This window comes from Flavobacterium sp. CFS9 (assembly GCF_041154745.1).
GTDB lineage: Bacteria > Bacteroidota > Bacteroidia > Flavobacteriales > Flavobacteriaceae > Flavobacterium.
The window spans coordinates 1,770,696-1,796,104 of sequence record NZ_AP031573.1 but is presented as its reverse complement, the minus strand read 5'-3'; the positions used below and the strand labels follow the sequence as shown (position 1 = coordinate 1,796,104).

28 protein-coding genes are annotated in these 25,409 nt (G+C 35.3%); 11 read left to right on the top strand and 17 right to left on the bottom strand.

Features of this window, described 5'->3' with window-relative positions; translation table 11 throughout:
• Positions 1-169: 169 nt before the first annotated feature.
• The 3 genes from ACAM30_RS07970 to hemB all read right to left on the bottom strand — a co-directional run bounded on the left by ACAM30_RS07970 (position 170) and on the right by hemB (position 2,086).
• Complete coding sequence (locus tag ACAM30_RS07970; RefSeq protein ID WP_369618008.1) at positions 170-616, bottom strand: GyrI-like domain-containing protein; 447 nt, start codon at positions 614-616, stop codon at positions 170-172.
• Between the two features lie 74 nt (positions 617-690).
• Positions 691-1,092, bottom strand: coding sequence for a c-type cytochrome (locus ACAM30_RS07965; protein WP_369618007.1), 402 nt, complete (start codon positions 1,090-1,092; stop codon positions 691-693).
• Position 1,093: 1 nt separating this feature from the next.
• Entirely contained in the window at positions 1,094-2,086 is a 993-nt protein-coding gene (gene hemB / locus ACAM30_RS07960) for a porphobilinogen synthase (RefSeq protein ID WP_369618006.1), read from the bottom strand.
• Between the two features lie 280 nt (positions 2,087-2,366).
• On the opposite strand from hemB, the gene ACAM30_RS07955 reads away from it, so the two are divergent.
• The 3 genes from ACAM30_RS07955 to ACAM30_RS07945 all read left to right on the top strand — a co-directional run bounded on the left by ACAM30_RS07955 (position 2,367) and on the right by ACAM30_RS07945 (position 5,567).
• A complete protein-coding gene (locus tag ACAM30_RS07955) occupies positions 2,367-2,888 on the top strand; it encodes a hypothetical protein (RefSeq protein WP_369618005.1) in 522 nt (173 codons plus the stop codon).
• Positions 2,889-3,128: 240 nt separating this feature from the next.
• A complete protein-coding gene (locus ACAM30_RS07950) occupies positions 3,129-3,761 on the top strand; it encodes a hypothetical protein (protein WP_369618004.1) in 633 nt (210 codons plus the stop codon).
• Positions 3,762-3,764: 3 nt separating this feature from the next.
• Positions 3,765-5,567, top strand: coding sequence for a hypothetical protein (locus ACAM30_RS07945; RefSeq protein WP_369618003.1), 1,803 nt, complete (start codon positions 3,765-3,767; stop codon positions 5,565-5,567).
• Positions 5,568-5,640: 73 nt separating this feature from the next.
• Here the strand turns inward: ACAM30_RS07945 and ACAM30_RS07940 are convergent, their stop codons facing one another.
• From ACAM30_RS07940 to hemA, 11 genes are all read right to left on the bottom strand, one after another.
• Positions 5,641-6,528: a fructose bisphosphate aldolase gene (locus tag ACAM30_RS07940; RefSeq protein WP_369618649.1), complete on the bottom strand. Its 888-nt coding sequence runs from the start codon at positions 6,526-6,528 to the stop codon at positions 5,641-5,643.
• 53 nt (positions 6,529-6,581) lie between these two features.
• A complete protein-coding gene (locus ACAM30_RS07935; protein WP_369618002.1) occupies positions 6,582-7,523 on the bottom strand; it encodes a DUF4421 family protein in 942 nt (313 codons plus the stop codon).
• Positions 7,524-8,012: 489 nt separating this feature from the next.
• Complete coding sequence (tnpA, locus tag ACAM30_RS07930) at positions 8,013-8,450, bottom strand: IS200/IS605 family transposase (protein ID WP_369618648.1); 438 nt, start codon at positions 8,448-8,450, stop codon at positions 8,013-8,015.
• A 142-nt stretch (positions 8,451-8,592) separates the two neighbouring features.
• Complete coding sequence (gene hemF, locus ACAM30_RS07925) at positions 8,593-9,525, bottom strand: oxygen-dependent coproporphyrinogen oxidase (protein WP_369618001.1); 933 nt, start codon at positions 9,523-9,525, stop codon at positions 8,593-8,595.
• The gene (locus tag ACAM30_RS07920; protein WP_369618000.1) at positions 9,515-10,066 is read right to left on the bottom strand and encodes a GNAT family N-acetyltransferase; all 552 of its coding nucleotides are present in this window, start codon (positions 10,064-10,066) and stop codon (positions 9,515-9,517) included. The genes hemF and ACAM30_RS07920 overlap by 11 nt, the downstream gene beginning before the upstream one ends.
• Entirely contained in the window at positions 10,066-10,446 is a 381-nt protein-coding gene (locus ACAM30_RS07915; RefSeq protein WP_369617999.1) for a hypothetical protein, read from the bottom strand. The genes ACAM30_RS07920 and ACAM30_RS07915 overlap by 1 nt, the downstream gene beginning before the upstream one ends.
• A 102-nt stretch (positions 10,447-10,548) precedes the next feature.
• Positions 10,549-11,574 carry a uroporphyrinogen decarboxylase gene (hemE, locus tag ACAM30_RS07910; RefSeq protein ID WP_369617998.1) on the bottom strand — a complete coding sequence of 342 codons (1,026 nt, stop codon included), beginning with the start codon at positions 11,572-11,574 and terminating at the stop codon, positions 10,549-10,551.
• A gap of 98 nt (positions 11,575-11,672) precedes the next feature.
• A complete protein-coding gene (locus ACAM30_RS07905; protein WP_369617997.1) occupies positions 11,673-12,338 on the bottom strand; it encodes a uroporphyrinogen-III synthase in 666 nt (221 codons plus the stop codon).
• Positions 12,339-13,262 carry a hydroxymethylbilane synthase gene (gene hemC, locus ACAM30_RS07900; RefSeq protein ID WP_369617996.1) on the bottom strand — a complete coding sequence of 308 codons (924 nt, stop codon included), beginning with the start codon at positions 13,260-13,262 and terminating at the stop codon, positions 12,339-12,341.
• Between the two features lie 150 nt (positions 13,263-13,412).
• Positions 13,413-13,817: a GxxExxY protein gene (locus ACAM30_RS07895; RefSeq protein WP_369617995.1), complete on the bottom strand. Its 405-nt coding sequence runs from the start codon at positions 13,815-13,817 to the stop codon at positions 13,413-13,415.
• A gap of 124 nt (positions 13,818-13,941) precedes the next feature.
• Positions 13,942-15,192, bottom strand: a complete 1,251-nt coding sequence (hemA, locus tag ACAM30_RS07890) for a glutamyl-tRNA reductase (RefSeq protein WP_017495823.1) — start codon at positions 15,190-15,192, stop codon at positions 13,942-13,944.
• A 227-nt stretch (positions 15,193-15,419) separates the two neighbouring features.
• Here hemA and ACAM30_RS07885 point away from each other — a divergent pair, with 227 nt between their 5' ends.
• The 7 genes from ACAM30_RS07885 (at position 15,420) to ACAM30_RS07855 (ending at position 21,499) form a co-directional block, all read left to right on the top strand.
• The gene (locus ACAM30_RS07885) at positions 15,420-16,292 is read left to right on the top strand and encodes an AraC family transcriptional regulator (protein ID WP_017495824.1); all 873 of its coding nucleotides are present in this window, start codon (positions 15,420-15,422) and stop codon (positions 16,290-16,292) included.
• Complete coding sequence (locus ACAM30_RS07880) at positions 16,285-16,821, top strand: hypothetical protein (RefSeq protein ID WP_369617994.1); 537 nt, start codon at positions 16,285-16,287, stop codon at positions 16,819-16,821. Before ACAM30_RS07885 ends, ACAM30_RS07880 begins: the two co-directional genes overlap by 8 nt.
• Before the next feature lie 166 nt (positions 16,822-16,987).
• Positions 16,988-18,001: a ferrochelatase gene (gene hemH / locus ACAM30_RS07875; protein ID WP_369617993.1), complete on the top strand. Its 1,014-nt coding sequence runs from the start codon at positions 16,988-16,990 to the stop codon at positions 17,999-18,001.
• A 78-nt stretch (positions 18,002-18,079) separates the two neighbouring features.
• The gene (locus ACAM30_RS07870) at positions 18,080-18,628 is read left to right on the top strand and encodes a CopD family protein (RefSeq protein WP_369617992.1); all 549 of its coding nucleotides are present in this window, start codon (positions 18,080-18,082) and stop codon (positions 18,626-18,628) included.
• 142 nt (positions 18,629-18,770) lie between these two features.
• Positions 18,771-20,186 carry a PAS domain-containing sensor histidine kinase gene (locus ACAM30_RS07865; protein ID WP_369618647.1) on the top strand — a complete coding sequence of 472 codons (1,416 nt, stop codon included), beginning with the start codon at positions 18,771-18,773 and terminating at the stop codon, positions 20,184-20,186.
• 10 nt (positions 20,187-20,196) lie between these two features.
• Complete coding sequence (locus tag ACAM30_RS07860; RefSeq protein ID WP_369617991.1) at positions 20,197-20,979, top strand: enoyl-CoA hydratase/isomerase family protein; 783 nt, start codon at positions 20,197-20,199, stop codon at positions 20,977-20,979.
• 118 nt (positions 20,980-21,097) lie between these two features.
• Positions 21,098-21,499: a hypothetical protein gene (locus ACAM30_RS07855; protein WP_369617990.1), complete on the top strand. Its 402-nt coding sequence runs from the start codon at positions 21,098-21,100 to the stop codon at positions 21,497-21,499.
• Positions 21,500-21,877: 378 nt separating this feature from the next.
• Here ACAM30_RS07855 and ACAM30_RS07850 read toward each other — a convergent pair whose 3' ends face one another.
• From ACAM30_RS07850 to ACAM30_RS07840, 3 genes are all read right to left on the bottom strand, one after another.
• Positions 21,878-22,531: a metal-dependent transcriptional regulator gene (locus ACAM30_RS07850; RefSeq protein ID WP_369617989.1), complete on the bottom strand. Its 654-nt coding sequence runs from the start codon at positions 22,529-22,531 to the stop codon at positions 21,878-21,880.
• A 100-nt stretch (positions 22,532-22,631) separates the two neighbouring features.
• Positions 22,632-24,500, bottom strand: coding sequence for an Nramp family divalent metal transporter (locus ACAM30_RS07845; protein WP_369617988.1), 1,869 nt, complete (start codon positions 24,498-24,500; stop codon positions 22,632-22,634).
• Between the two features lie 74 nt (positions 24,501-24,574).
• Positions 24,575-24,967 carry a Fur family transcriptional regulator gene (locus tag ACAM30_RS07840; RefSeq protein ID WP_017495834.1) on the bottom strand — a complete coding sequence of 131 codons (393 nt, stop codon included), beginning with the start codon at positions 24,965-24,967 and terminating at the stop codon, positions 24,575-24,577.
• A 94-nt stretch (positions 24,968-25,061) separates the two neighbouring features.
• Between ACAM30_RS07840 and ACAM30_RS07835 the strand changes: the two genes are divergently transcribed.
• Positions 25,062-25,409, top strand: coding sequence for a MerC family mercury resistance protein (locus ACAM30_RS07835; RefSeq protein ID WP_369617987.1), 348 nt, complete (start codon positions 25,062-25,064; stop codon positions 25,407-25,409).

Genomic DNA, 25,409 nt, shown 5'->3' with positions numbered 1-25,409 from the left:
AAACATGATACAGTTTTTTTTAATGTTAATAAGCTTTCTGAACTTTGGATTTAAGAAATATCCTCTGTTGTATGAAATGTACCCTATTTTATAAGTGTTTCGGTACATTAAAAGAGTTAAATAAAAAAGGGCTATCTTTTTAAGATAGCCCTTTCTGCATTTTTATGTTTTATGAGATCGCAATAAATATATCTACTATCGCATCTTCAGGATTTTGAGCCTGTTCTCCGTAAATTTCAAAATCTTCGGTATAAAGTCTGTCTAAATCTGAGTTCCAAATTTTCATCCATTCCTTAATCACAATGCCATCGGCCAGATTGCCTTTGGCTGTAAATTTTTGGTAATGAACTCCGGAGATTGTTTTGGCAACCATTCCTTCCGGAATATCATTTAGATTTTCTACTACACAGCCCAGTATCGTGGTATAAGGACGCGTATAATCCTTTTCATAGTCCGTATAGACACAATAGATCGCATTACTTGTTTTATTGGGAATTTTTTGAAGAATTCCTTCTGACATAAATCGATTCCAAAGTGCCGGAATATCTGTTCCCGATTGGCCATTTTCGTTAGTCGTTCTTATTGAGATACCAATAACATTGAGTTTTTGTTCCATCTTAGCTGTTTTTTGTTAAGCCGTAAAGGTAAAATGACGCAATGACAACAGTATGTCAGCAGGAAACGATATTTTTACTTTAAATGGCTGTAAATATAGGTTTCAATTGCTTTTAGCTCTTCATCCGACATAGCCTGTGTTACCGGAAAATTAGTCTTCATAACAGCAAACTGACTCGGATCAACAATTGGATCAGCATTTCCTTTCAGAAAAGTAATAATGTCTCCATTTTTGTCTTTATATATTTTGGCTATTTCCTGAATGCTTGGACCAATTACTTTTTTGTCCGGCTGATGACAGGAGAAACAATTTCCCTGTCCTTCAAAAATTTGTTTTCCAAATTCTTCCGGAGTTTTGGCTTTGGCTGTTTCTCCTTCTGAATAGGCTTCTGTTGTAGTTTCAACTGGTGTTTCTGCAGTTTCTTTTTTACAGGATGCAAACGCTAAAACGGCTGATAAGAATAGTATTTTTTTCATGTTATTGGTTTAGTAGTACTGCTGCTTCTTTTGCAAAATAAGTCGTGATAATATTGGCACCTGCACGCTTAATGCAATAAAGTTGCTCTAACATAATTTTGTCATGATCTAACCATCCTTTTTCAGCTGCGGCCTTTACCATAGCGTACTCACCAGATACTTGGTATACGGCAACGGGTACCTGAACGGTGTTTTTTATCTCACGAACAATATCTAAATAGGCGATTCCCGGTTTTACCATAACGATATCTGCACCCTCTTCAACATCTAATAAAGCTTCACGAATTCCTTCAATTCGGTTGGCATAATCCATCTGATATGTTTTCTTATCTTTTGGGATATTTTGAGAATCTACAGGAGCAGAATCTAAAGCGTCACGAAATGGTCCGTAAAATGCAGAAGCATATTTGGCGCTGTAACTCATGATTCCCACATTGTGATGTCCGTTTTCTTCTAATGCTTTTCTAATCGCTAAAACCCTTCCGTCCATCATATCACTTGGCGCGACAAAATCAGCTCCGGCTTCGGCGTGACTTAAACTCATTCGGGTTAAAGCATCAACCGTAGGATCATTCAAAAGCTGTCCGTTTTCTATAATTCCGTCATGACCATAAATTGAATAAGGATCGAGAGCCACATCAGGCATTACAATCATTTCAGGAACAGCATCTTTTATTGCGCGGATGGTTTGCTGCATCAAACCGTCTTTATTCCAGGCTTCGACACCTTTGTTGTCTTTTAAGTGATCACTGATTTTTACGTAGATGTTCACCGCTTTAATGCCTAAATCCCAGGCTTCTTTTACTTCTTTAATCGTATTGTCCAAAGAATGACGGTAAATTCCCGGCATAGACGGTATGGCCACTTTTACATCTTTTCCTTCAGTAACAAACATAGGAAGCATAAAATCCTGTGGACTCAAACTGGTTTCACGAACTAAAGAACGAATGGACTCATTGGTTCTTAAACGGCGGTTTCTTTGTAATGGGAACATAAAAATTTAGATTTTAGATTTAGATTTTAGATTGCAGCCGATTTCTTCGAAATCTGATGGAGAATCCTATTTCTAAAGTGTATTGTTTTTTGTTTTTTTGAAGATTGTGTTACTTTTTAATAAGTGCCACAAAGTTAAAGAAAAAGGAACAGAATAAGGTGTTTAGCACTCCTGTGAATCCGTTAATATTATCTAAAATTTTGAGTGTTTGCCTATTTTTTGAAGTAGATTTGAAAAATTAGATGCAAAACTTATTTTTGTGAATAATTAGTATAAAGATATGAGCAATATATTTTTAGAAAAAATAAATAATATTGAATGGTTTTCTAACTGTGGAAAGGAATTCCATATTTCAGATTTTCCAATAGAAATCAAGTTCTTACAATCATTTGATGAAATGGAAAGTAATATGTCTTCTCAGAATTGGGAAGATTTAACAATGGAAGCAAGAAACAGGTTAACGGTTTTTCTGGACAAGAATAATCGGAATAATTATCAGGATTGGAATAAAATTGCGGAAATAAAGAAAAGCAATTTGAAACATGTAGAATATATTGCAAAAGAATTTGCAGAAAAGAATGAATTAGGTAAGATTATCGTTGATGATGTATTATGGAACATTCTTGGAGCAGCAATGGAAAATCATTACTTTTCGATAAACAAAAAGATCCCAATATTTTTCCAATACCTTTTAGAGATTTATTCTCAGGGGAATATTCCATGTGGTTTAATAGGTGAGGTGGAGGAAGATTTTGGAGGAAAGCAAATTAATTTTTCAGGGTATACGATACTGGTTTATTAAGGACAAGATACTTCTTGCTCTATGTGTATTTCGTTCATGCAAGTAAAGGAGATAAAATATACAAAATGTAAAAGCTTAGATATGTCGACAATTCAAATGCTTTAAATCGGTGTTAGGAAAATTGCAAAAAGTATAAATACAACGTAAATTTTTTCTGTGATATTTTAATAGTACTTAAATTAACTTCTAAGAGTTCAGTATAAATAAGGTTTTTAAAAATATTCCATCTAAATTTGTCTGATGAAGAAATTTCTCGCATTATGCTGTTGTTTACTGCTAACCAGCTGTTTTGAAATAACAGAAAGGATCAAACACCACGACGACCAAAGCGGAGAGTACACGCTGATGGTTGACTTTTCGAAATCATGGTTTAAAACAAAATCGGCCATGTGGATGGAAGAGGTTGACGGGGTTAAAATTCCAAACGAACAGGAAATCACTAAAAAGCTGGAAGATTTTAAAGTCAAAGCCTTAAAAATTGACGGTATTACGAATGTAACCACTAAAACAGATTTTGATCAGTATGTTTTTATTATCAAACTCAATTATGCCAATTTGAAAGCGCTCAATGCTGTTGTCAATACGATCAACAATCAGAGTAATCAAATTCATTTTAGCAGTAATGCCAGGAGTTTTGAAAGGATCGCTTCTTACCCGGTTCCTGAAAAAGTAGTAAAAGATCCGAAGAAAAAGGAAGATTTGGAAGCAGCCAGTATTACAGCGATTTATACTTTTGACAAAGAGGTAAAGGCCGTAGAAAATCCGAATAGCAGAATTTCACCAAATAAAAAGACCGTTTTCTTAAAACAGAGTATGTACAGCGTACTTAAAAAATCGGCCTTAATGAACAATAGAATTCAATTAACCCCTTGATTTATGAAGCAATTTTACATTTTATTTTTAATATTAGCCACACATTTGACTTTTGGACAGGTCAATTCAAAATCCTACGATTATTTTGTACAGTTTAACGGAGATCAGCTTTCGAAAAAAGTAAGCGTTGATCAAATATTAAATCATCCGCTAATTAATAAGTACAAAGAAGGGAAAGCGAGTCTCGATCTTAAGAAATATGCAGCTCTTTTTAAATTGGATCAAAAGATAACCGTTCATGGCAACTTCACCGACAGTATTCCGTACTATCAGGTAACGCTTCCGATTAAAAACAGGGAAGCGGTGAAGCAGTTCTTGATTGAAGAGCATACAAAGAATAAAAACACAGATTCAGTTGAGGTTCCCGTAATTCAGGATTATGGCAAATATGCTGTTTTTACACCAAAAAATCAAAAGACTTCATTTGTTTGGAATGATAATTATCTGGTGTTGGTTGAATTGACTAAAAATTACAAACCAAAACCGTACGATTGGGAGAACAGAACACAGGATTCTATTGCGATAGACGAACCTTATCAGGAAACTTCAACAGAAACAACAGAAGAACCTGCACAGGAAGCAGCAGCTGTTGCAGAAGAAACAGCAGAAGCTATGGCCGTTTCTAATGCTGTATATGAGAAGGAAGCGGCTGATTTTAATCTTTTGCAAGCAGAACAGCAGAGCCTTTTTATCAAATCATTGTTTGAAAATGGATTCACCGCACCTGTTTCAGAGAAAATAAATGCGGCAGCCGATATTTCGTCCTGGCTGAATTACAGTTCGGCGATGACCAGTTTAAATTCGGCTTATAGTCTTTTGTCAAAGTTCGTCAGTTACAATAAGTTTTTACCCATGCAGAATAATGCTGCCAATATGGTAAAAGGAATTAACCTGGATTTTTATTTTGAGAATGATAACGCCCGTATTGAGGAAGTTGTTGAGTATGCTGAGCCAATGGCGCAGATTGTAGCGAAAATGGCGGACAGAAAGATCAACAAAAATATTTTCAACTATTTTCCAGATGAAAAACCATTAGGGTATATGTCTTATCACATCAATACGAAAGCGGCACTTGAAAAATTTCCAACCTTAGTGGCAGATTTATTTCAAAGTCAGTATTTAGTAAAAGAAGATTTGACGGTTATTACAGATTTAATTTCGACGATAGTGGATGAAGAAGCTACAGCGACACTTTTTGATGGGGATTTAAGTATGTTTCTGTACCATGTAAATGAAGTTGAGGTAACTAAGAAAGTATATGGATATGATGAAAATTACGAAGAAAAGATAACAGAGGAAAAAGTGAAAAAGAACATTCCGTTATTCTCTATGGTATTTACTTCGACACATCCTACTTTTGGTGATAAGCTAATCCAATTGGGCGTTCGCAAAAAATTTCTGGAACAAAAGGGAGATTTTTATCAAATTTTTGGAACGGAAGACTATGGGACTGTTTTTATCAAAAAAGACAAAGATGTAGTTTTGATAGCCAATACTTTAGATTATTTTAATGATGGAAAAGGACTTTTTGTTAAGGAAGCAAAAAAAGAATTAAAGAAAAATTACATCTCCGGAAAGTTAAATTTTGCAAGAGCATCATTTGCTTATGAGAATTCAGGGAAAGTAAAAGGCAAAGATTCAGAAAAATTGAAACGATTGTCAGAGCAGTTTAGTGATATTGTCATGCAGTCTCCTAAAAAATTGATTGATAACAAATTGAAATTTGAGTTGAAATTAAACGCTGCAAAATCAGATAAAAATATCATTTTGCAAACGTTGGATTTGGCAGAAGAATTGAGTAAATAATCTAAAGTTCACTATAAAACAATAATCCCCGATAAGAGATCTAATCTTTTTCGGGGATTTTTTTATTTTTATTTTAGAGGATTGATGCCTCATAAATTCCCTCAATGGATTTTCGAAGTTTTGAACTAAATTCATCATCAGACTGACCAAACGTTAGCCCTTCCGAAAGTGCTCGCGAGAAGCTGGCAATCAATCCGTGATTTAGGGCCAGTTTTTGGTTGGCCTCTTCCTGCGCATAGCCTCCCGATAATGCTACCACACGTACCAAATGAGGATCAGACATTAATTCTTTGTAAAAATCATTTACGGTTGGAATCGAAAGTTTCAACATCACTTTTACATCTTTGTCCAGTAAATTAAGCTGCTTGATGATTTCTGCTTTTAGAATTTCTTCTGATTTTTCTTTGTCGGCACTATAAATATCGACCTCAGGTTCAATAATTGGGACAAGCCCTTTGTTAAAGATTTGAAGCCCTACTGCAAATTGCTGTTCAACGGCTTCGCGAATTCCCGTAGCATTGGCTTCTTTGATTACAGATCGCATTTTGGTTCCAAAAATATTGCGTTTTACAGCACGAGTTAACAATTCGTCCAGATTTGAAATGGGTTTCATGAGCTGTACCCCGTTTTTGAGTTCAGCAAGACCTTTGTCTACTTTTAAAAAGGGAACGATATTTTTATGCTCCCACAAATAATCAGCAGTCCATTGCCCGTCAATTTTGCGGTCCATGGTATTTTCAAATAAAATAGCTCCCAGAATGTATTCGCTGCTAAAGGCGGGACTTTTAATAATTCGGGTTCGCATTTCATGTACGAGGGTGTACATTTCTTCTTCGGTTGTATAACTGTTTTCCTGTACACCGTATTGTGCTAATGCTTTTGGTGTACTTCCGCCACTTTGATCTAATGCAGCAATAAATCCTTTTCCGGTCTGCATGCGGTTCAATTGTTCTTTATTCACATTTGCCATACTATTTTATTTTAGATTTTAGAATGAAGATTTTGGATTAAGTATTACAAACCTATTTTCTGATTTACTTTATCGTAAACTTCTTTTATTTTTTTGGGTGGATCAAATCGGTAACCGGCAGAAAGTTTTAAAGTGGCAACATTATCATTCAATCGCGGATTGACTTTATCGTCCTGTGCAAAACTTACTGTATTGATGCTTGCAAAAGCAAAGAAACGGTCATTATTGTAGGCCAGTTTTAAATTAAAATCGGCTTGATACAGCGCAGATGAATCGCCGTCAATATCATTAATTCCAACCCCTAAAGCAATTCCGGCACCAATTAAAACGCGTTGACTAATTACAAAATTATAAAAATAGGAGGGTGCTATCGAAAAAACATAGATATCGGCGTTTGAAGAATCCGGTGTATTGTTTAGATTGAGATTGGTATAATAAAAAGAAAAAGTCGGAATAAAACTTCCGGAGCTTTTGGTCTGCCATTCGTTTTGGCTTACCAATGATTTAAAAGAAAACTTAGGATTGAAAACATAAGCCGTCGATCCGCCAATTTTTGTGGTGCGCATATCGGGCAATTGTGCCACTATATTATCATCGCTGATATAAAACCCTTTCTGATTGATAAAAGTAAAGGACTGCATCCATTTTTTATAGTAAAAACGGGTATTGAAATTAAAATGCTTGGAATGAGAATCGCCTTTATTTTGGCTCAGAAATTTTGGAGCGAAACCAACAGAAACATCAATGATTTTATAATTCAGATTAAAACCAATCTGTTCTCTTCTATTTGGAGTAAGATTAAGAAATGTTTGTGAATCCTGTGGGCCTGAAGCAATCTGAAAACTATTTGAAGTGTCTATATAATAAACGCTGCCGGTAATTTTATCGTTATAGGATTTAAAATAGGGGTTGTGCGATGCATCATTTTGAGCAAGACACCCTAAAAAGCTTCCGAGAAACACGATATAAACCAGCTTTAATTTCATGGGCAAAAATTGTAATTATCTGATATTGGTTCAGAATGTATCAAAGGGTAAATTACCTTTTTTTAATATATTACCCCTTCGGGGTTTAAAAACTAAATCTACAAAAAAAATATATAAATATGTCGTCCCGTTGGGACTAGGTTATGTATTGTTCTGAAATATCTATAAATATGTCGCCCCGTTGGGATTTGATTACGTATTGTTTTGAATGTCTATAAATATGTCGTTACGTTGGGACTCTGATATGTGTTTTTTTAACTATTTTAAAAAGACTGTATAATCAGGCCTTATAATTACAAATAATAGTGATAACAATTATTTTAGGAATTGAATTGTAATATTTTTAAGGAGCTCCAAAGGAGCACCATATCTATAGAAATATAGATATTAAATTTTTTAAGCTCCGGAGGAGCGATATATTTATAGCAATATATTTATAGCGTTACGTTTATCGCAGCATATTTATCGCGATATGTTTATAATGATATATTATTCATTAACATCATCAAACAAGTATTCATTTTTAAAATCAACATTAAACGATTTTAGGAAACCGATATATTCTTCTTTAAATGTCTTTTTTCTGTGATGTTCTTTCTGATTTTCAATGTATCTTATAACATTTGTCAAATGGGAATGGTTATAAGAAAAGGCCCCAAACCCGGTTTGCCATTCAAATTTTCCATTAATCCATTTCTTGTCGTTTATGAATTTTGAAGAATTTGCTTTAATGTCTCTCACTAAATCCGATATCGATTTGTCCGGTTTTAATCCAATCAGAATGTGAATATGATCCGGCATTCCATTAATAGCAATCAGTTTTTGACCTTTATTGCTGATGGTACCGGTTATATATTTATAGAGTTCATCTTTCCAATTTTTGGAAATCAGATTTTGTCGGCCTTTAACGGTGAAAACAATATGAATGTATAATTAAGAATAAGTGCTTGCCATAGTAACAGATTTTTATAGATATCATCCTTTATGGGGTTAAGGGGTAAATCTACAAAAATCTATTGACGTGACTTTAATTTTTTTTTAAGGAATTTCTTTCAATAACAACAAGAAACTATTGCAATTCAATCCAGTTAACTGGATTTTCTAACACCTGAACCAATTTTTCCTCAATACTTCCGGCTTCTGCGTGATGATCGTAAACCCATTGTACGTGCGGAGGTAAACTCATTAAAATGCTTTCAATTCTTCCGTTGGTTTTCAAACCGAACAAGGTACCTTTATCATGAACCAAATTGAATTCAACATAGCGGCCACGACGGATTTCCTGCCAGTTTCTGTTTTCGGCTGTGTATTCCAGATTTTTTCTTCTTTCTACAATTGGAACGTAAGCTTCCAGAAAACTGTTACCCACTTCGGTTACAAAATTGTACCAGTTTTCCATTGACATGGTTTCGGTTGCTTTGCAATAATCAAAAAACAAACCGCCAATACCTCGGGCTTCGTTTCGGTGTGCATTCCAGAAATAGGTATCACATTGTTTTTTATACTTAGGATAAAACTCCGGATTATGCTTGTCGCAAGCGGTTTTACAAGTCTGATGAAAGTGAATTGCATCTTCTTCAAACAGATAATAAGGTGTTAGATCCTGTCCACCGCCAAACCATTGCTGGATTATTTTTCTTGGACCATTATCGTCAGAAGACGAAGTATCATACATTTCAAAGTAACGCCAGTTCGCATGAACCGTTGGAGCCATTGGATTTTTAGGATGAAGAACCAGACTTAATCCGCAGGCAAAAAAATCAGCTTCGCCTACATTAAACATTTTTTGCATGGTTTCCGGCAGTTTTCCGTGAACAGCCGAAATATTGACACCACCTTTCTCAAAAACAGTTCCGTTTTCGATCACGCGGGTTCTTCCTCCACCGCCTTCCGGGCGTTTCCAAAGGTCTTCACGGAATTTTGCAGTTCCGTCAACCTTTTCTAATCCGGCACAGATCTGATCTTGTAAGTTTTGTATGTAGGCGTAAAATTTATCTTTCATGGATATTGTATTCTGATTTGAGTAATCCAAAGTAAACAACATCTTCCAGTGTTCCGTCGCTGTTTTTGAATTCGTCTCTTAATATTCCTTCTGGTTTAAAATGATGTTTTAAAGCAATCTGCTGACTTGCTTTGTTGATTTTTGAAGTACAGATGAATACTTTATTCATGTTTAAAGTATTGAAGCAAAAATCTAAAGTTTCGGAAACCATTTTTGAAGTGATTCCTTTTCCCTGATAATCTTCATCAACAAAATACCCCAGTTCACATTTTGAAATGCGATTGTCAATGCTTTTGATGCACAAATAGCCAATTAATGCATTGGTTTTATTGTCTCTTGGATAGAAAAAGTACCCCTCTTTGTGATTTTCTTTGTCTTGGTTGAAAGCAAGAAACTGCTTTGTTTTTTCGAGATCCGGACAGTAAGAAAGTGTGACAGGAAACGTTTTTTGAATATGGTTTCTATTCTTTTCGATGAGGTTGTAAAATTCCTCAGGAAGAATATTGGCAATCGTATCTGTTTTCCAATCTGTAAAAACCATTAGGATCTGTTTTTGGCCGAAGCAATTTTAGTATTTATCCCGAAAGAAAAAACCTTACTTTCCTGTTGGATGTATTGATAGATAGCCAAGGCTTTATCGGTAAAATTATAATTTTCAACCTTTGAGAATTCGATTAAAACATCTCCGAATTGCTCTAAATGTTCCCAGTCAAAATGAAGTCGTATTAATAATGTGATTAAATCTTCATCTTTTTGACGGGATAAAGTGTTCAGGCTTAGTCCAATTTCTTTCAGCTGATTTTCGATGTTTTCTTTACCTGCATCACTTAAAGGGTAAGGAACAAAAACAAGAGTTCGTAACGTCTTGAGGACGTTATCAATTCTTATTTTTTCTTCGTCTCTTAAGCCTTTGTTCAGCATTTTTTTAGTTTTTGGTCTCAGTCTCTATGCCTGTTTTCGGTCTCAGTCCCAGTTTTCAGTTTGCTGTTGGGCAACTGAAAACTGGGACTGCTAAACTGAAAACTAGTTTCCGTATTCTTTAACTGCGTCGATAAACGCTTTAGCATGATCTACAGGGATGTTTGGTAAAATTCCGTGACCTAAATTTACGATATATTTGTCTTTTCCGAATTCATCGATCATTTCATGAACCATTTTTTTGATGGTTGGAATTGGAGAAAGCAATCTCGAAGGGTCAAAATTACCTTGCAAAGTAATATTTCCGCCTGATAAATAACGGGCATTTCTAGGAGTACAAGTCCAGTCTACACCAAGTGCTGAAGCTTTACTTTTACCCATTTCGCCTAAGGCAAACCAGCATCCTTTTCCAAAGACAATGACAGGAGTAACCTCTGCCAACGCATCAACAATCTGGTTGATGTACTTCCATGAGAATTCCTGATAGTCAACCGGAGAAAGCATTCCTCCCCAGGAATCAAAAATCTGAACGGCATTAACACCTGCTTTTACTTTTTCTTTTAAGTATAAAATCGTTGTATCTGTAATTTTTTGTAATAAAGTGTGTGCTGCAACAGGGTTTGAAAAGCAAAATCCTTTAGCGGTATCAAAGCTTTTAGAACCTTTTCCTTCAACTGCATAACAAAAGATAGTCCATGGCGAACCCGCGAAACCAATTAACGGTACTTCGTCGTTCAGCATTTCTTTAGTTAATTTAACAGCATCAAAGACATAGCCTAAAGTTTCATTTACATCCGGAACAAAAACCTGATTGACTTGTTCCATTGTACGGATTGGATCCGGAATAATTGGACCTAAATTGTCTTTCAATTCTACATGAATGCCCATTGCACGTGGAACCACTAAAATATCAGAGAATAAAATAGCAGCATCCGGAGCAATTCTGCGAATAGGCTGAACGGTAATTTCGGCAGCTAATTCAGGAGTTTCACATCTGGTGAAAAAATCATATTTATCACGTAAAGCTCTAAATTCCGGTAAATATCTTCCGGCCTGACGCATCATCCAAACTGGTGGACGTTGAACGGTTTCTCCTTTTAGTGCTTTTAAAAATAGGTCGTTTTTTAACATTGTTTCTTTGCTTTAGGCTTTAAGCTTTAGGCTTTAAGCGATGTTTGTTTTTTATTTTTTGTGTTTGCTTACGGCCTAAAGCTTACAGCATACAGCGATTATTTATATTCTTGTAAAACATCTTCAATTACATCCTCAACGGTAGGCTGATCTGCAATAACGATATTTTTGGTAATTTTTTCTAAAGCCTCCGCAGTAGTTTCACCAATGCAAAAGCAGATTTCTTTTTTAATCGTATTCTCTTTCAGATAACTTTGTACACCTGATGGACTGAAAAACAGAATGGCATCAACAGGAGTCTTTATTTTCTGAGGGGTCAAAGAAGTATTATAAACCTGAATTTCATTGAATTTTAATTCTGCTTCTTTTAAGGCTTTTGGTAAAGTTTCTCTTCGAAGGTTGCCACTAAAAAAAGTATAACTTTCGCTTCGGTATATTAAAGTGATAATTTCGGCTAAATCGGCAGCATACCCGGTGTAAGCTACTACATTAAATCCGTTTTCAGATAGGAGAATCTTGGTTTTTAAGCCAACGCAAAATACATTTTTACTTTTCAGTTCTTCTGATTTGGGATGGGAGAGAACACTATGAACAGCATTCTGACTTGTAAAAATCAAATTGTCGTTGAGGTCTTTTATTTCGAAAGGTTTATTTTCGGTTTGAATAAAATCAGCTTCAATAACTTCAAGATGTGCCCCTATTAAGGCTTGTCTTTGCTCAGTTGAAAGCTTTTTCGTAGATACTATTTGAATTGATTTACTCATTTATTTTTTCAAAGATTCTTTAATGACTTGCATCAATTCTGTCCCACCATTGTTTAGAATTTCCTGAGCAGCGAAGAATCCTAGTTTTTTCCACTCTCCAATTTCGACAGTCTTATTGATTTCCAGTTTTTGTTTTCCATCAACCGAAAGTAAAACACCCTGAAAGTGAAGTGTGTCCTCTTCTTCATTATAGCGAACCAAAGCTCCGATTGGTGCTGTACAGCCTCCTTCAAGAGTTCTTAAAAACTGACGTTCGATATGCGTACAAATTTCAGTTTCGATATCATTTAGTTGTGAAAGAGCTTCTAAAGTGTAGTTGTCATTTTCCATGGCGACAACTACCATAGCCCCTTGTGCCGGTGCGGGAATCATCCAGTCCAAATCGATATAATTTTCCGGTTTTAAGTTGATGCGCTCCAAACCTGCAGCGGCAAAAACTGCCCCATCCCAGTTGTTGTCTTTTAGCTTTTGCATGCGTGTATTTACATTTCCACGTAAATCAACAACAGTATGATTAGGATATTTATTGAACCATTGTGCCTGACGACGTAAACTTCCGGTTGCGATTGTACTTGGATTAGCAAAATCAGGATTTCCTTTATGAACGAGAATATCAAGTACATTGGCTCTTTCTAAAACTGCCGCCTGAACAATACCTTTTGGTAAAGCCGTAGGCACATCCTTCATCGAGTGAACGGCAATATCAACATCACCATTAATCATAGCAACATCTAAGGTTTTGGTGAAAATTCCGGTGATACCAAGTTCGTATAGTGGTTTGTCAAGGATAATATCGCCCGTAGATTTTACAGCAATAATCTCGGTTTTATACCCCAGATCGTTTAGTTTTTTCTCGACAGTGTGTGCTTGCCAAAGTGCCAGTTCGCTATCGCGGGTTCCAATTCTGATTGTTTTTTCTGCCATTTTTATTTTTTAACCATTTAGATATTAAGGTTCATTAAGCTTTGTGTTGATTTTTCAGAAAATTAAGTTATAAAGCTTAATTTTCTTATCATTTAATTCTAAGCGTTCCAACTTAATTAATTTAATATCTTAATGGTTTAATTATTTATATTAATCAATTAATCTTGCAAAATATTCGTTTACAAGTGGTTTCATTGATTCTGTTATATTTAGAGTATTGAAATTAATTAATAGTCCTTGAGGTCTTTGCAATAATTTCATATAAGTTAATAGTTGTGCTTCATGAATTGGTAATAGATTTTCTATTGCTTTCAGTTCAACAACTACACAATCATTAACAAGTAAATCTATTCTTAAATCAGATTCCAGTTCAAGATCATAATATTCTATTTTAACACTCAGCTGCTGTTTAACATCGTATCCATTTTGTTCTAATTCATATTTGAGGCACTTTTCATAAATGCTTTCTAAAAGTCCCGGGCCTAAGGCTTTATGCACTTTTATAGCAAAACCGGTAATTTCATAAGCCAATTGGGTAACCTCCTTTTTTGTCATAGAACTTTTTTTGTAAATCATTATGGTATTAAGCTGTACCCGAAATTAAAAACGTGACGTCCTTAATATTCTTTATTTTTTGAGTAAAAAACTTAATTCTCTTAATGCCTTAATGGTAAAAAAACTAAGATGCTTTTATTTTGAAGACTTTTTCGATCCATTCGATGCTTTCATCAACCATGGTATCGTCGTCTTTTAAGTGATTGGCAAAATGAGTAGTGATTTTCTGAATGATTCGGTTGCTGATAATCTCAGCCTGTTCCTCATTAAAATCAGCAATTTTTCTGCTTTGAAAATCTAATTCCGAGTTTTTAATCGCATTTAGTTTTTCTTTCAAAGCATTAATAGTAGGAGCAAATTTACGGCCTTTAGTCCAGGTTATAAATTCTTCTTTAACTTCCTCTATAATGGCTTCGGCAGCTGGAATATGCAGTTTTCTGTTTTCCAGCGTTTCGTCTGTCAATTGTGATAAATAATCCATGTGAATCAAGGTCACTCCCTCTAACTCCTCAACATTTTCATTAACGTTTTTCGGAATAGATAAATCCAGAATCAATAAAGGTTTTTTAAGATTCAGTATCGCTTTGTCAACGGTTGGATTTTGAGCTCCGGTTGCTACCACAACCACATCGGCTTTTTGAAGCTCAAGATGTAATTCGGAGTAATCTTTAACAATCAGATTCAATTTTCCAGCTAATTTTTCGGCCTTGTCTTTTGTACGGTTGATTAAGGTGATGTGCTCGTTTTTAGTGTGTTTTACTAAATTTTCGCAGGTATTTCTCCCTATTTTTCCCGTTCCGAAAAGCAGTATGTTTTTGTTTCCGATATCTTCTACATTTTTAAGAATGTATTGTACCGATGCAAAAGAAACCGAAGTGGCTCCTGAACTGATTTCTGTTTCGTTTTTGATTTTTTTACTCGCCTGAATTACGGCGTTTACCAGTCTTTCCAAAAAAGCATTGGCTAAACCCATTGATTTCGAATGGGTAAAACTGGTTTTGATTTGAGAGATAATTTCAAAATCACCTAAGATCTGGCTGTCTAAGCCGGTTCCTACGCGAAACATGTGATTGATCGCTTCCTGATTTTTATAAACGAATCCTACTTTTTGAAAAGCATCAACAGATCCGTTACTATTATCGCAAATTAACTTTATTAATTGAAAAGGATGTTCTGCAAAACCGTAGATCTCGGTTCTGTTGCAAGTCGAAGTGACAATTAAACTTTCTATTCCCTCTTTTTTAGCCTGTTCCAGCAAATGTGTTTTGGCAACTGCATCCAGACTAAATTGACCTCTGACCTCAGCATCAGCTTTTTTATAACTCAGACCAACTGAATAAAAATAAAGGTGTTTCGGTACGTTATTGTTTTCCATAAATTCACTTTCATAAAAGTGCAACAAAATTATCATTATAGTGTTTAGAAAAATAACGCTAAAAGTACTTTTTGTATCGCTACATGTTTTTTTGTTTCTAAACAGCTGTTTTTATGCAAAAAGAAGTATTTTTGTAGCAAAATCAAGTTGTTAGAAAAGGTTTGTTTAGAGTGATTCTAAATAACATTTTGCATTTAGGCTAATTTTTGTTTCAAAAAAATATCGCTATGAGTTCTCAGGAAATTATTAAAATCGAAGATGACTTTACGCTGATCCGTTTTCAAAACGACAGTTCAGAGCTCTTTTTGGGGCAGCACGAAGTGGGTAGTGGTCTGATACAGTTTCATTTCGGGATAAAAGGCAATGCTAAATTTTTGTTCAATCAGGGAACTTATGCTCTGGAATTAAAAGAAGAAAAATCGCTCCTTTTGTACAATCCACAAAAAGAATTACCATTGAATTTAGAACTTTCTCCAAATTCCTGGGTGATTTCGGTAATCGTATCCATCAAAAAATTTCACGCGTTGTTTTCTGCCGAAGCAGATTATATTACTTTTTTAAGTCCTGATAATAAGGACAAAAAATATTATAACGAAGGAAATATTAGTCCCTCTATGGCTATTGTGTTGAGTCAGCTGTTTCATTACAACCTGCATCCGTCTATAAAAAACCTTTATTATAAAGGAAAAGGATACGAATTGCTCAGTTTGTATTTTAACAGAACGGAAGACCCAAATGCAGAACAATGTCCATTCCTGATTGATGAAGATAATGTTTTGAAAATAAGAAGAGCCAAAGAAATTATTATTGCCAATATGGCTGAACCTCCGGGTTTGCAGGAACTGGCAGATGAAATTGGTCTGAACCTGAAGAAATTAAAAATGGGCTTCAAACAAATTTATGGTGATACGGTTTACGGATTTCTGTTTGATTACAAAATGGATTTTGCCAGAAAATTGCTTGATAGCGGTTCGTACAACGTGAACGAAGTTGGACTGAAAATTGGTTATAGCACTGGAAGCCACTTTATTGCGGCATTCAAAAAGAAGTTTGCTACAACTCCAAAAAAATATCTGATGTCGATAAATGCTAATGTTTAAGAGGTATTCAATAGTTTTATTACTTTTCGTAATTATATCTTGTAAGTCCAAAGAAGAAAAGACATTTTTTGATTTTGATAATGTTGAGTACTATTCATTAAATAAAAGTAAAGAGGAGGAGATAAGTAGAAACTCCAATATAGGTGTTAGAGATTCTATTTTTGAGAGTGTTTTTTATAAAGATTATCCAGATACATTAAATAGTTCTGTTTTTCTTAAAATGGTCAATTCTGATGGATTCTCTAGGTTTGAATTATCGGAAAAAGACGTTGAATATCTAAGAAATGATGTTTTTATAGAAAAAATCTCTTTAAAGATGTTTGAATTAAATAAAGCTTGTGCCCCCGAGTATAGAGATATTTTAGTTTTTAAAAAGAATAGCAAAATTTCAGGTATAGCTAAAATCTGTCTTTGGTGTGGTCATTTTTATTTTATCAGTTCTAAAAAAAATATTCAAACAGAAGAATTTGGAACAGAGAAAGATTATGAAGCTTTGAAAAAAATATTCAATACATATAAAAAAAAATAAAAATGAAGATGTTAGTTATTATATCAATTTTATAAATCTAAACATAATTAAAAAGTAACATTTATCATATTTCTAAAAAGTTTGAAGTTCTACTTTTGAAGAAATTTTTAAAACAAACATATTAAAAGCTTAAAGCCAAGCGCTTAAAGCCTAAAGCAAAAAAATAATGAAAGGCGTATTATTAGTAAACTTAGGATCTCCGGATAGTCCAACACCAAAAGATGTAAAACCATATTTAGACGAATTTTTAATGGATAAATACGTAATTGACGTTCCGTATTTATTGCGTGCCTTATTGGTTCGAGGTATTATTTTAAGAAAAAGACCGGAAGAATCAGCTCATGCTTATGCGAAAATATGGTGGGATGAAGGTTCTCCTTTGGTCGTGCTTTCTGAAAGAATGCAAAAAAAGGTTCAGCCTTTGGTAAATGTACCGGTTGCTTTAGCAATGCGTTACGGAAGTATGACCATCGAAAAAGGACTTCAAAAGTTGCACGATCAGGGGGTTACAGAGGTATTGCTTTTCCCTTTATACCCGCAATATGCGATGGCATCTACTTTGACTATTTTAGTTAAGGCAGAAGAAATTCGTAAGAAGAAATTTCCACAAATGACTTTTACAGATGTTCCTGCGTTTTACAATAAACCGGATTATATCAAGAATCTGGCTGATTCTATTCAGAAACATTTGGTTGGTTTTGATTATGATCATTTATTGTTCTCGTACCATGGAATCCCGGAACGTCATATTCGTAAAACCGATGTGACGAAATCACACTGTAAAATTGACGGATCTTGTTGCAATACACCTTCACCTGCGCATGATTTTTGTTACCGCCATCAATGTTATGAAACAACCAGACAAGTCGTGAAGTTATTAGGACTTCCTGAAGATAAGTATAGCTTAACATTTCAGTCACGTTTGGCAGGAGACAAATGGCTGGAGCCTTATACTGATGTTGAAATTGATAAGATGCCAGCAAAAGGAATCAAAAATTTGGCGGTTGTAACACCTGCTTTCGTTTCGGATTGTTTAGAAACTTTAGAGGAAATCGCAATGCGTGCCAAAGAAGATTTTGAAGCAAACGGAGGCGAAGAGTTTTTGGCAATACCTTGTTTGAATGACGATGACGAGTGGTGCCAAACGGTAGGTAACTGGATTAACGATTGGGCGAAATAATTTTGTTTCAGGTTTAAGGTTTCAAGTTATAATCAACTTTAGAAAAAACCTTAAACTTGAAACTTGAAACATATAATAATGGAATACTACAATTACTTAAAATCACTGCATCTTATTTTTGTGATTACCTGGTTTGCAGGATTATTTTATATTGTGCGTTTGTTTGTATATCAAATTGAAGCCAGTGAAAAACCGTCTCCCGAAAAAGAGATTTTACAGGCACAGTATAAAATAATGACCTACCGTTTATGGTACATTATTACATGGCCCTCAGCAATATTGGCAAGTATTTTTGCTTTTTGGATGCTGCTTTTTACAGATTTAGGTAATGCCTGGCTTAAAATGCCATGGATGCATGTAAAATTGTGTTTTGTATTTCTATTGTATCTCTATCATTTAAAATGTCATCAGATTTTTAAACAATTACAAAATGATGAGGTGAAATATTCCAATAACTTCATGCGTTTATGGAATGAAGGTGCTACCATTATACTATTTGCAGTAGTTTTTTTAGTAGTTTTAAAAAGTGCTATCAACTGGATTTTTGGTGTGATCGGAATTATTTTATTCTCAGTTTTGATCATGTTAGGATTTCGATTTTATAAAAGAATAAGAGAGAGAAAATAGTTTTTTAGTTTCAGGTTTCAAGTTTCAAGTTGCCAATCGCAAAGAAGCCTGAAACTTGAAACCTGAAACAAACAAAACAAAAACTATGTTTAACAACTTCAAAATGTCAATGCTTTCGCTTCGAACCAGGATTTTCCTGTCGATGATTGTATTGATTGTTGTGGCATCGTTTTTATTAGCGTCTATTTCCATTATTCAGTTTAAGAATGAAGCAAAAGAATACCATCAGGAACGTCTTGAGCGAAAAGAGAATGCAGTAAAAGAACACATCAATTATGTGCTCTCCACTACAACCTATCCTTTAAAAACGGCCAATCTGGATTTAATTTTTAAAGATAAAATACACGAACTGGCTCAGATTCATAAAATCGAAATCAACATTTACAGCCTTGACGGAAAATTGTTGAAATCTTCCAAAGAATCTTTCGCCGTTGATAAAGTTGCTCCGCCAATTCCTGAGTACATCCTGAAATTAGTGCGTTCTTCTATCGAAAAACGTTTTGTAGATATTAAAACGATTGATGGCGTTAAAAACAGATCATCTTATAGTTTGATTAAAGACGAAAAGTTCAAACCTCTTGGGATTCTAAACCTTCCTTATTTAGAAGATGACGGGTACTACGACAATGAGCTCAACACCTTTTTGATTCGGTTGAGTCAGGTATATTCCTTCATGTTGATTGTGGCTTTCGGATTGGCTTATTTTTTATCGACTTATATTACAAAATCACTAAAAACAATTTCTGATAAGTTAGAAGAAACAAACTTAGACCAGAAAAATGAGAAGATCGTTTTAGAAGCCAACAGTAAAGAAGTCAATTTCCTGATCAAGGCTTATAATGGAATGGTGGATAAACTGGAAACCAGTGCTATAAAATTAGCCCAAAGTGAACGTGAAGAGGCATGGCGTGAAATGGCAAAACAGGTAGCCCACGAAATTAAAAATCCACTTACACCGATGCGTTTAACGGTGCAGAGTTTTCAACGTAAGTTTGACCCGACTGCGCCGGATGTTAAGCAAAAACTAAATGATTATTCGGAGACCTTAATTCAGCAAATTGATACCATGACAGCAGTAGCTTCGGCATTCTCGAACTTTGCTTCGATGCCGGCACAACAAAACGAAACCCTAAATGTGGTTGAGGTTGTTGAGCTTGCGTTAGATATTTTCAATGAAGATTATATCGTTTTTGAAAGTGAAGAAGAAGAAATTATCTCCAAAATGGATCGTACACAATTGATACGGGTCATCACCAATCTGGTTAAAAACGCAACTCAGGCAATTCCGGAGAGTCAGTTTCATAAATCGATTGTAGTTACTGTAAAACGCATAGACGACGATGTAGAAATTGCAGTAAAAGACAACGGTGTCGGAATTCAGAAACAGGATATAAGCAGAATTTTCGAGCCAAAATTTACCACAAAAACAAGTGGAATGGGGCTTGGACTCGGAATTATCAAAAACATCATCGAAAATTACAAAGGAACAATTACCTTTGAATCAACTTATGGGAAAGGAACGACATTCAGAGTTTCTTTACCGATAACAAACTCATAAAATTAGCATCATGAACTACGAAAATATTTTAATCTCAATCGAAGAAAAAATTGCGACCGTAACCATCAATAGACCTACCAAATTAAATGCGTTAAATAAAGCTACGATCAGTGACTTAAGTAAAGCAGTGAAGCTGTTAGGCAAAAATGATGATGTTCGTGTTATCATTATCACCGGAAGCGGGGAGAAGGCATTTGTAGCCGGAGCTGATATTTCGGAATTTGCCAATTATACTATTGTCGAGGGGGCGCAATTGGCAGCAGAGGGACAGGAAACCTTATTTGATCTTATTGAGAGTTTGAAAAAACCTGTAATTGCGGCTGTAAATGGTTTTGCTCTTGGAGGAGGACTGGAATTGGCGATGTCTTGTCATTTCAGAGTAGCCTCAGACAATGCTAAAATGGGCTTGCCGGAAGTAACTTTAGGATTGATTCCGGGTTACGGAGGAACACAGCGTTTACCACAATTAGTAGGGAAAGGCCGTGCGATGGAAATGATCATGACCGCTGCTATGATTGGTGCAGAAGAGGCTAAGCAATATGGTTTAGTGAATCATGTAGTACCACAAGCAGAGCTTTTAGAGTTCACCAACGGAATCGCTCAGAAAATCATTAAAAATGCACCATTTGCAATCGCTAAAGCTATAAAAGCGATCAATGCAAACTATACTGATGGTAAAAATGGTTTTGACACCGAGATTAAATCATTCGGAAAATGTTTCGGAACTCAGGATTTCAAAGAAGGAACAACGGCATTTTTAGAAAAACGTAAAGCTGAATTTACAGGAAAATAAATTTTATCTTAACCGCAAAGGTCGCTAAGGATTATGCAAAGCACGCAAAGAAAATTTAAAATCTTTGCAAACCCTGCGTAAATCTTTGCGACCTTTGCGGTTAAATAATCACAACAATATGTCTTACGAACCAATATTTGCGCTCTTTTGTGAGCGTGTCAAAGAAAGTATTCAGGCGGGAACCTTCGCAAAATTGACTTTGGCGAAAACAATGGGCGATACCGAGATTAAAAACATCTATTTTCGCTTGGTTTTGAATGAGAATAATACCTTCTCTGTTTCTTTAACAACCAGATATAAAACCGAAGAAATTGAAAGCATTCATACTTTAGACGAAGCGTTATTGGTATTAGGAAGCTATATTAAAAATCCATTTTTAACTGCTCTTTTGTTTACCACAGACAATGACCTGACTTTTAAAGTGAACAAAAAGAACGCAGGAAGTATTATCGAACAGCCGCCAACGTTTAAAAATGCCTCTCCGGTAATGCTGGAAATGATTGAGAAGGGGATTGTTTAAATTTTTGGACGCTAATTTGTTTTAAAAATTAGGATAAACAATATTTGATATAACGCTCCTCCGGAGCTCATTCGCGGTTCGGGATAATTGTGCTATAAGTATTTTGCTCCGTTGGAGCTCGGTTTGTAATTTTATTTAATGAAATGACTTAAGTTTTATGACAATATATTTCTGACTGTAGGCAGATCCTTTTTTTTAGAAAAAGAAAAAACGAACAGTTCCGCAGGAACGGTATATTTATAGCAACGGATGAAATCCGTTGTAGGATTAGTACAAGAAATAAAGATCCGTAGGATCGGCATATATTTTTTTAAACAAAGAAACAAGCTATACGTGCATGCTTACGGAAAACCTTTGTAAATTCTTAGGAAAGTATTTTTAAACCAGTTTTACAAACAAATTAGAAGCAATTTTATTCGAAATAGACAATTCTTTTCCGTCCACCTTAATTTTGACTGACAGGTCAAACGATTCTTTCGATAAAAGGTCAATTTTAGAACCCAAAGCGATTCCTTGTTTGTCCAGATACTTTAAAAACTCTGAAGAAGTATCTTTTACGCCCACGCAAACCCCGGTTTGATATTCTGTTAATTCAGAAAGCAATTGTTTTTCGATCTTAACGATTCGTCCATTGGCATCGGGAATCGGGTCTCCATGCGGATCTTCGGTTGGATTTCCCAGAAAATCATCCAGGCGGTTAATCAGTTGTTCTGATTTGATGTGTTCCAGCTGTTCGGCGATATCATGAACTTCATCCCAGGAAAAGTTCAGTTTTTCTACTAAAAACACCTCCCATAAACGATGTTTTCTGACAATCATTTTGGCAGCCAGTTTTCCGTTTTCAGTCAAAGAAACACCCTGATATTTTTTATAGTTGACTAAATCTTTCTCCGCTAACTTTTTAAGCATATCGGTAACAGATGAAGCTTTGGTTTCCATCATTTCGGCAATAGCATTGGTGCTCACTTCAGCATCGTTTGAAGCCGTAAGGTGGTATATGGATTTAAGATAGTTTTCTTCTGAAAAAGTCATTTTTTTTTTGGAGGTTCTAAGGTTCTAAGGTTCTGAGTTGCTAAGTTAAAAGATTCCAAAGAAAACCTAAGAATCTTAGCGACTCAGAACCATAGTCACTTTATTTAACAATCAACAAAGGTATAGAAATTTTGTGTCTCAATTTGTCTACTGTTGTGCCAAACAGAATATCTTTTAGTCCGGTGTGGCCATGGGTTCCCATTACTAAAATGTCGAAATTACCAAGATTGATGATTTCGGGAATCACACTGTTTGGTTTTCCAAAGCCAAGTTCCGTTTCGATTTTGAAACCTTTTAGGGACAGCATCTCTTTGTATTCTAATAATAGTTTTTCGTCAATAGTCGTTTCATGATCGTCGATATTGCCTCCATACATCAAAGCTCCAACAGTTTCAACGATGTGAATTAAGGTGTATTGCGCGTCGATTCCGCCCAGTTCAAAGGCGTTGTTTAATGCGACTTCATCGGCCTTAGAAAAATCGACTGTAATCGCTATATTTTTCTTGCCGTAGCTTTCTTTTGGCGTATAAACTAGTTTTAAGTGATGTGGAGAATGATTCTCGATATTTGATTTTATTCTCGTCACAAAAGGCTTGAATACGATGTAAAGCAATAAGGCCAGAAATCCAAAAGCAAGCGGAACTACTGTCAACCAGAGAACCGTTGGATTATCGGAGTTTTGTAGCCAGGAAGTAATTTCGTCATATACCAGCTTTGCGTTCAGAGTTACTATAATTGAAGCAATAATCCATGCGGCGACCTGTGTCGTTCTTGAAATATGAAAACCTTTCATTTTGGTTTTATCGCTCACGAAATGAATCAGCGGAATAATTGCGAAACCAAGCTGTAAACTCAGTATAACCTGACTCAGAATCAATAATTTTCCTGTTACGCTTTCGCCGTAAATTAAAATGACTACAACGGCAGGCACGATGGCAATTAATCGGGTTAAAATTCTTCTCACCCATGGCTGGATGCGCAAGTTCAGGTAACCTTCCATTACAATCTGACCGGCTAAAGTTCCCGTAACGGTTGAGCTTTGTCCCGCAGCAATTAAGGCTACGGCAAATAAAATAGGAGCCCATTTAGTTCCCAGTAAAGGTTCTAGAAATTGGTGTGCATCCTGAATTTCAGCCACTTCAAACATTCCGTTTTTGTAAAAAGTAGCCGCTGCAAGAATTAGAATAGCTGCGTTTACAAAAAAGGCAAGATTTAAAGCGATAGTCGAATCTATAAAGTTGTATTTCAATGCCTGTTTGATTCCGGCCGGAGTTCTGTCGAATTTTCGGGTTTGTACTAATGATGAGTGCAGGTATAAATTGTGAGGCATCACCGTGGCACCAATAATCCCAATGGCAATGTACAAAGCGGCAGAACTTGGAATTGAAGGAACCAGACCGTAAATAACTTTATCCAGTTCAGGTTCTGCAAAAATCATTTCGAATATAAAAGAGAATCCAATGATCGCTACCAATACAATAATAAAAGCCTCCATTTTTCGGATTCCTTTGTTAATGAGGAACAACAATAAGAAAGTATCCAATACGGTGATCAAAACCCCTTCGATTAACGGAATGTCAAACAAAAGATTAATTCCGATCGCCATTCCCAGAACCTCAGCAAGGTCGCAGGCCGCAATAGCAATTTCGGCTAAAAAGTATAAAATGTAATTGATAGATCTGGAGTAAGTCTCGCGCGATGCCTGTGCCAAATCACGCTGAGTCACAATTCCCAGTCTTGCGCTCAGGCTTTGAAGGAGTAACGCCATCAAATTACTCATTAGTAAAACCCAAAGTAAAGAATACCCAAACTGACTTCCGCCGGCAATATCTGTCGCCCAGTTTCCGGGGTCCATATAACCGACACTTACCAGATAGGCCGGTCCTAAAAAGGCTAATATTTTTCTAAATCCTGTTTTTTTATGTTGTGTTGCAACCGATTGGTGTACTTCTTCTAAAGACTTGGTCATTGTAAAAATGTTGTTTGAACAAATATAGGGATAAATTATATCTGCACAACAATATTTTTAGACAAGTCTAAAACTTAATTGTTTGAATTCAAACAATTCGGGCACAATCCTGACAAGGTGAAGTTTATCTCATTGACTTTATAATTGTGCGGAATAATGTAGCTTGGTTTTACATTCTCCAGACAAGTGACCTCCAAACATTTTTCACAGCTAAAATGAGCGTGATTGTGAATGTGTACTCTTTGCGCATGATGGTGGCATTTGGCATATTTTACAGTCCCGTCTAAGTTAACGATTTTATGAACGATATCTTCATTGACTAATCGGTCTAATATTCTGTAAACGGTTACGCGATCGCACAAATCATCGATCTGTTTGTGAATTTCGGTATGTGACAAGGCTGTTTTAGATTTGTCAAAAATCTCTAAAACAGCTGTCTTTGCTGCTGTATTTCTTGTTGTTTTCATTTTTTTGAGCATTAAAAAAATTAACGCAACATTGTTGCGTTAAAAATAAAGTTATATATTTGCAACATAATTGCATTAAGCAAATGTACTGAAAATGAAGAAAACAACGACGCCTTTTTACGATATATTAGGAATTTCAAGTGCTGCCATTTGTCTGGTTCATTGTCTGATATTTCCGCTTCTTACGATTTTGCCTTTGGGCCTTAGTCACAATCCATTTATCGATTTGACCTTTGCCTCAATAGGTTTAATTGCAATCCTCAAAATTATTAAAAAATCAAGTCTTTTAGTTGCTACAACTTTGATTTTATCGATATCTCTGATTTGGATCAGCATTCTGAGTGAAATAATACTGGATATTCATTTGGATCTGATTTTTATTGGCGGTATCGGAATGATTATCGGACATCTTCTAAATTATAAAAATCACAAACATATCTAG

Coding starts and splice junctions, on each gene's coding strand:
- ACAM30_RS07970 (WP_369618008.1), bottom strand. CDS start 616: ATGGAACAAAAACTCAATGTTATTGGTATCTCAATAAGAACGACTAAC.
- ACAM30_RS07965 (WP_369618007.1), bottom strand. CDS start 1,092: ATGAAAAAAATACTATTCTTATCAGCCGTTTTAGCGTTTGCATCCTGT.
- hemB (WP_369618006.1), bottom strand. CDS start 2,086: ATGTTCCCATTACAAAGAAACCGCCGTTTAAGAACCAATGAGTCCATT.
- ACAM30_RS07955 (WP_369618005.1), top strand. CDS start 2,367: ATGAGCAATATATTTTTAGAAAAAATAAATAATATTGAATGGTTTTCT.
- ACAM30_RS07950 (WP_369618004.1), top strand. CDS start 3,129: ATGAAGAAATTTCTCGCATTATGCTGTTGTTTACTGCTAACCAGCTGT.
- ACAM30_RS07945 (WP_369618003.1), top strand. CDS start 3,765: ATGAAGCAATTTTACATTTTATTTTTAATATTAGCCACACATTTGACT.
- ACAM30_RS07935 (WP_369618002.1), bottom strand. CDS start 7,523: ATGAAATTAAAGCTGGTTTATATCGTGTTTCTCGGAAGCTTTTTAGGG.
- hemF (WP_369618001.1), bottom strand. CDS start 9,525: ATGAAAGATAAATTTTACGCCTACATACAAAACTTACAAGATCAGATC.
- ACAM30_RS07920 (WP_369618000.1), bottom strand. CDS start 10,066: ATGGTTTTTACAGATTGGAAAACAGATACGATTGCCAATATTCTTCCT.
- ACAM30_RS07915 (WP_369617999.1), bottom strand. CDS start 10,446: ATGCTGAACAAAGGCTTAAGAGACGAAGAAAAAATAAGAATTGATAAC.
- hemE (WP_369617998.1), bottom strand. CDS start 11,574: ATGTTAAAAAACGACCTATTTTTAAAAGCACTAAAAGGAGAAACCGTT.
- ACAM30_RS07905 (WP_369617997.1), bottom strand. CDS start 12,338: ATGAGTAAATCAATTCAAATAGTATCTACGAAAAAGCTTTCAACTGAG.
- hemC (WP_369617996.1), bottom strand. CDS start 13,262: ATGGCAGAAAAAACAATCAGAATTGGAACCCGCGATAGCGAACTGGCA.
- ACAM30_RS07895 (WP_369617995.1), bottom strand. CDS start 13,817: ATGACAAAAAAGGAGGTTACCCAATTGGCTTATGAAATTACCGGTTTT.
- hemA (WP_017495823.1), bottom strand. CDS start 15,192: ATGGAAAACAATAACGTACCGAAACACCTTTATTTTTATTCAGTTGGT.
- ACAM30_RS07885 (WP_017495824.1), top strand. CDS start 15,420: ATGAGTTCTCAGGAAATTATTAAAATCGAAGATGACTTTACGCTGATC.
- ACAM30_RS07880 (WP_369617994.1), top strand. CDS start 16,285: ATGTTTAAGAGGTATTCAATAGTTTTATTACTTTTCGTAATTATATCT.
- hemH (WP_369617993.1), top strand. CDS start 16,988: ATGAAAGGCGTATTATTAGTAAACTTAGGATCTCCGGATAGTCCAACA.
- ACAM30_RS07870 (WP_369617992.1), top strand. CDS start 18,080: ATGGAATACTACAATTACTTAAAATCACTGCATCTTATTTTTGTGATT.
- ACAM30_RS07865 (WP_369618647.1), top strand. CDS start 18,771: ATGATTGTATTGATTGTTGTGGCATCGTTTTTATTAGCGTCTATTTCC.
- ACAM30_RS07860 (WP_369617991.1), top strand. CDS start 20,197: ATGAACTACGAAAATATTTTAATCTCAATCGAAGAAAAAATTGCGACC.
- ACAM30_RS07855 (WP_369617990.1), top strand. CDS start 21,098: ATGTCTTACGAACCAATATTTGCGCTCTTTTGTGAGCGTGTCAAAGAA.
- ACAM30_RS07850 (WP_369617989.1), bottom strand. CDS start 22,531: ATGACTTTTTCAGAAGAAAACTATCTTAAATCCATATACCACCTTACG.
- ACAM30_RS07845 (WP_369617988.1), bottom strand. CDS start 24,500: ATGACCAAGTCTTTAGAAGAAGTACACCAATCGGTTGCAACACAACAT.
- ACAM30_RS07840 (WP_017495834.1), bottom strand. CDS start 24,967: ATGAAAACAACAAGAAATACAGCAGCAAAGACAGCTGTTTTAGAGATT.
- ACAM30_RS07835 (WP_369617987.1), top strand. CDS start 25,062: ATGAAGAAAACAACGACGCCTTTTTACGATATATTAGGAATTTCAAGT.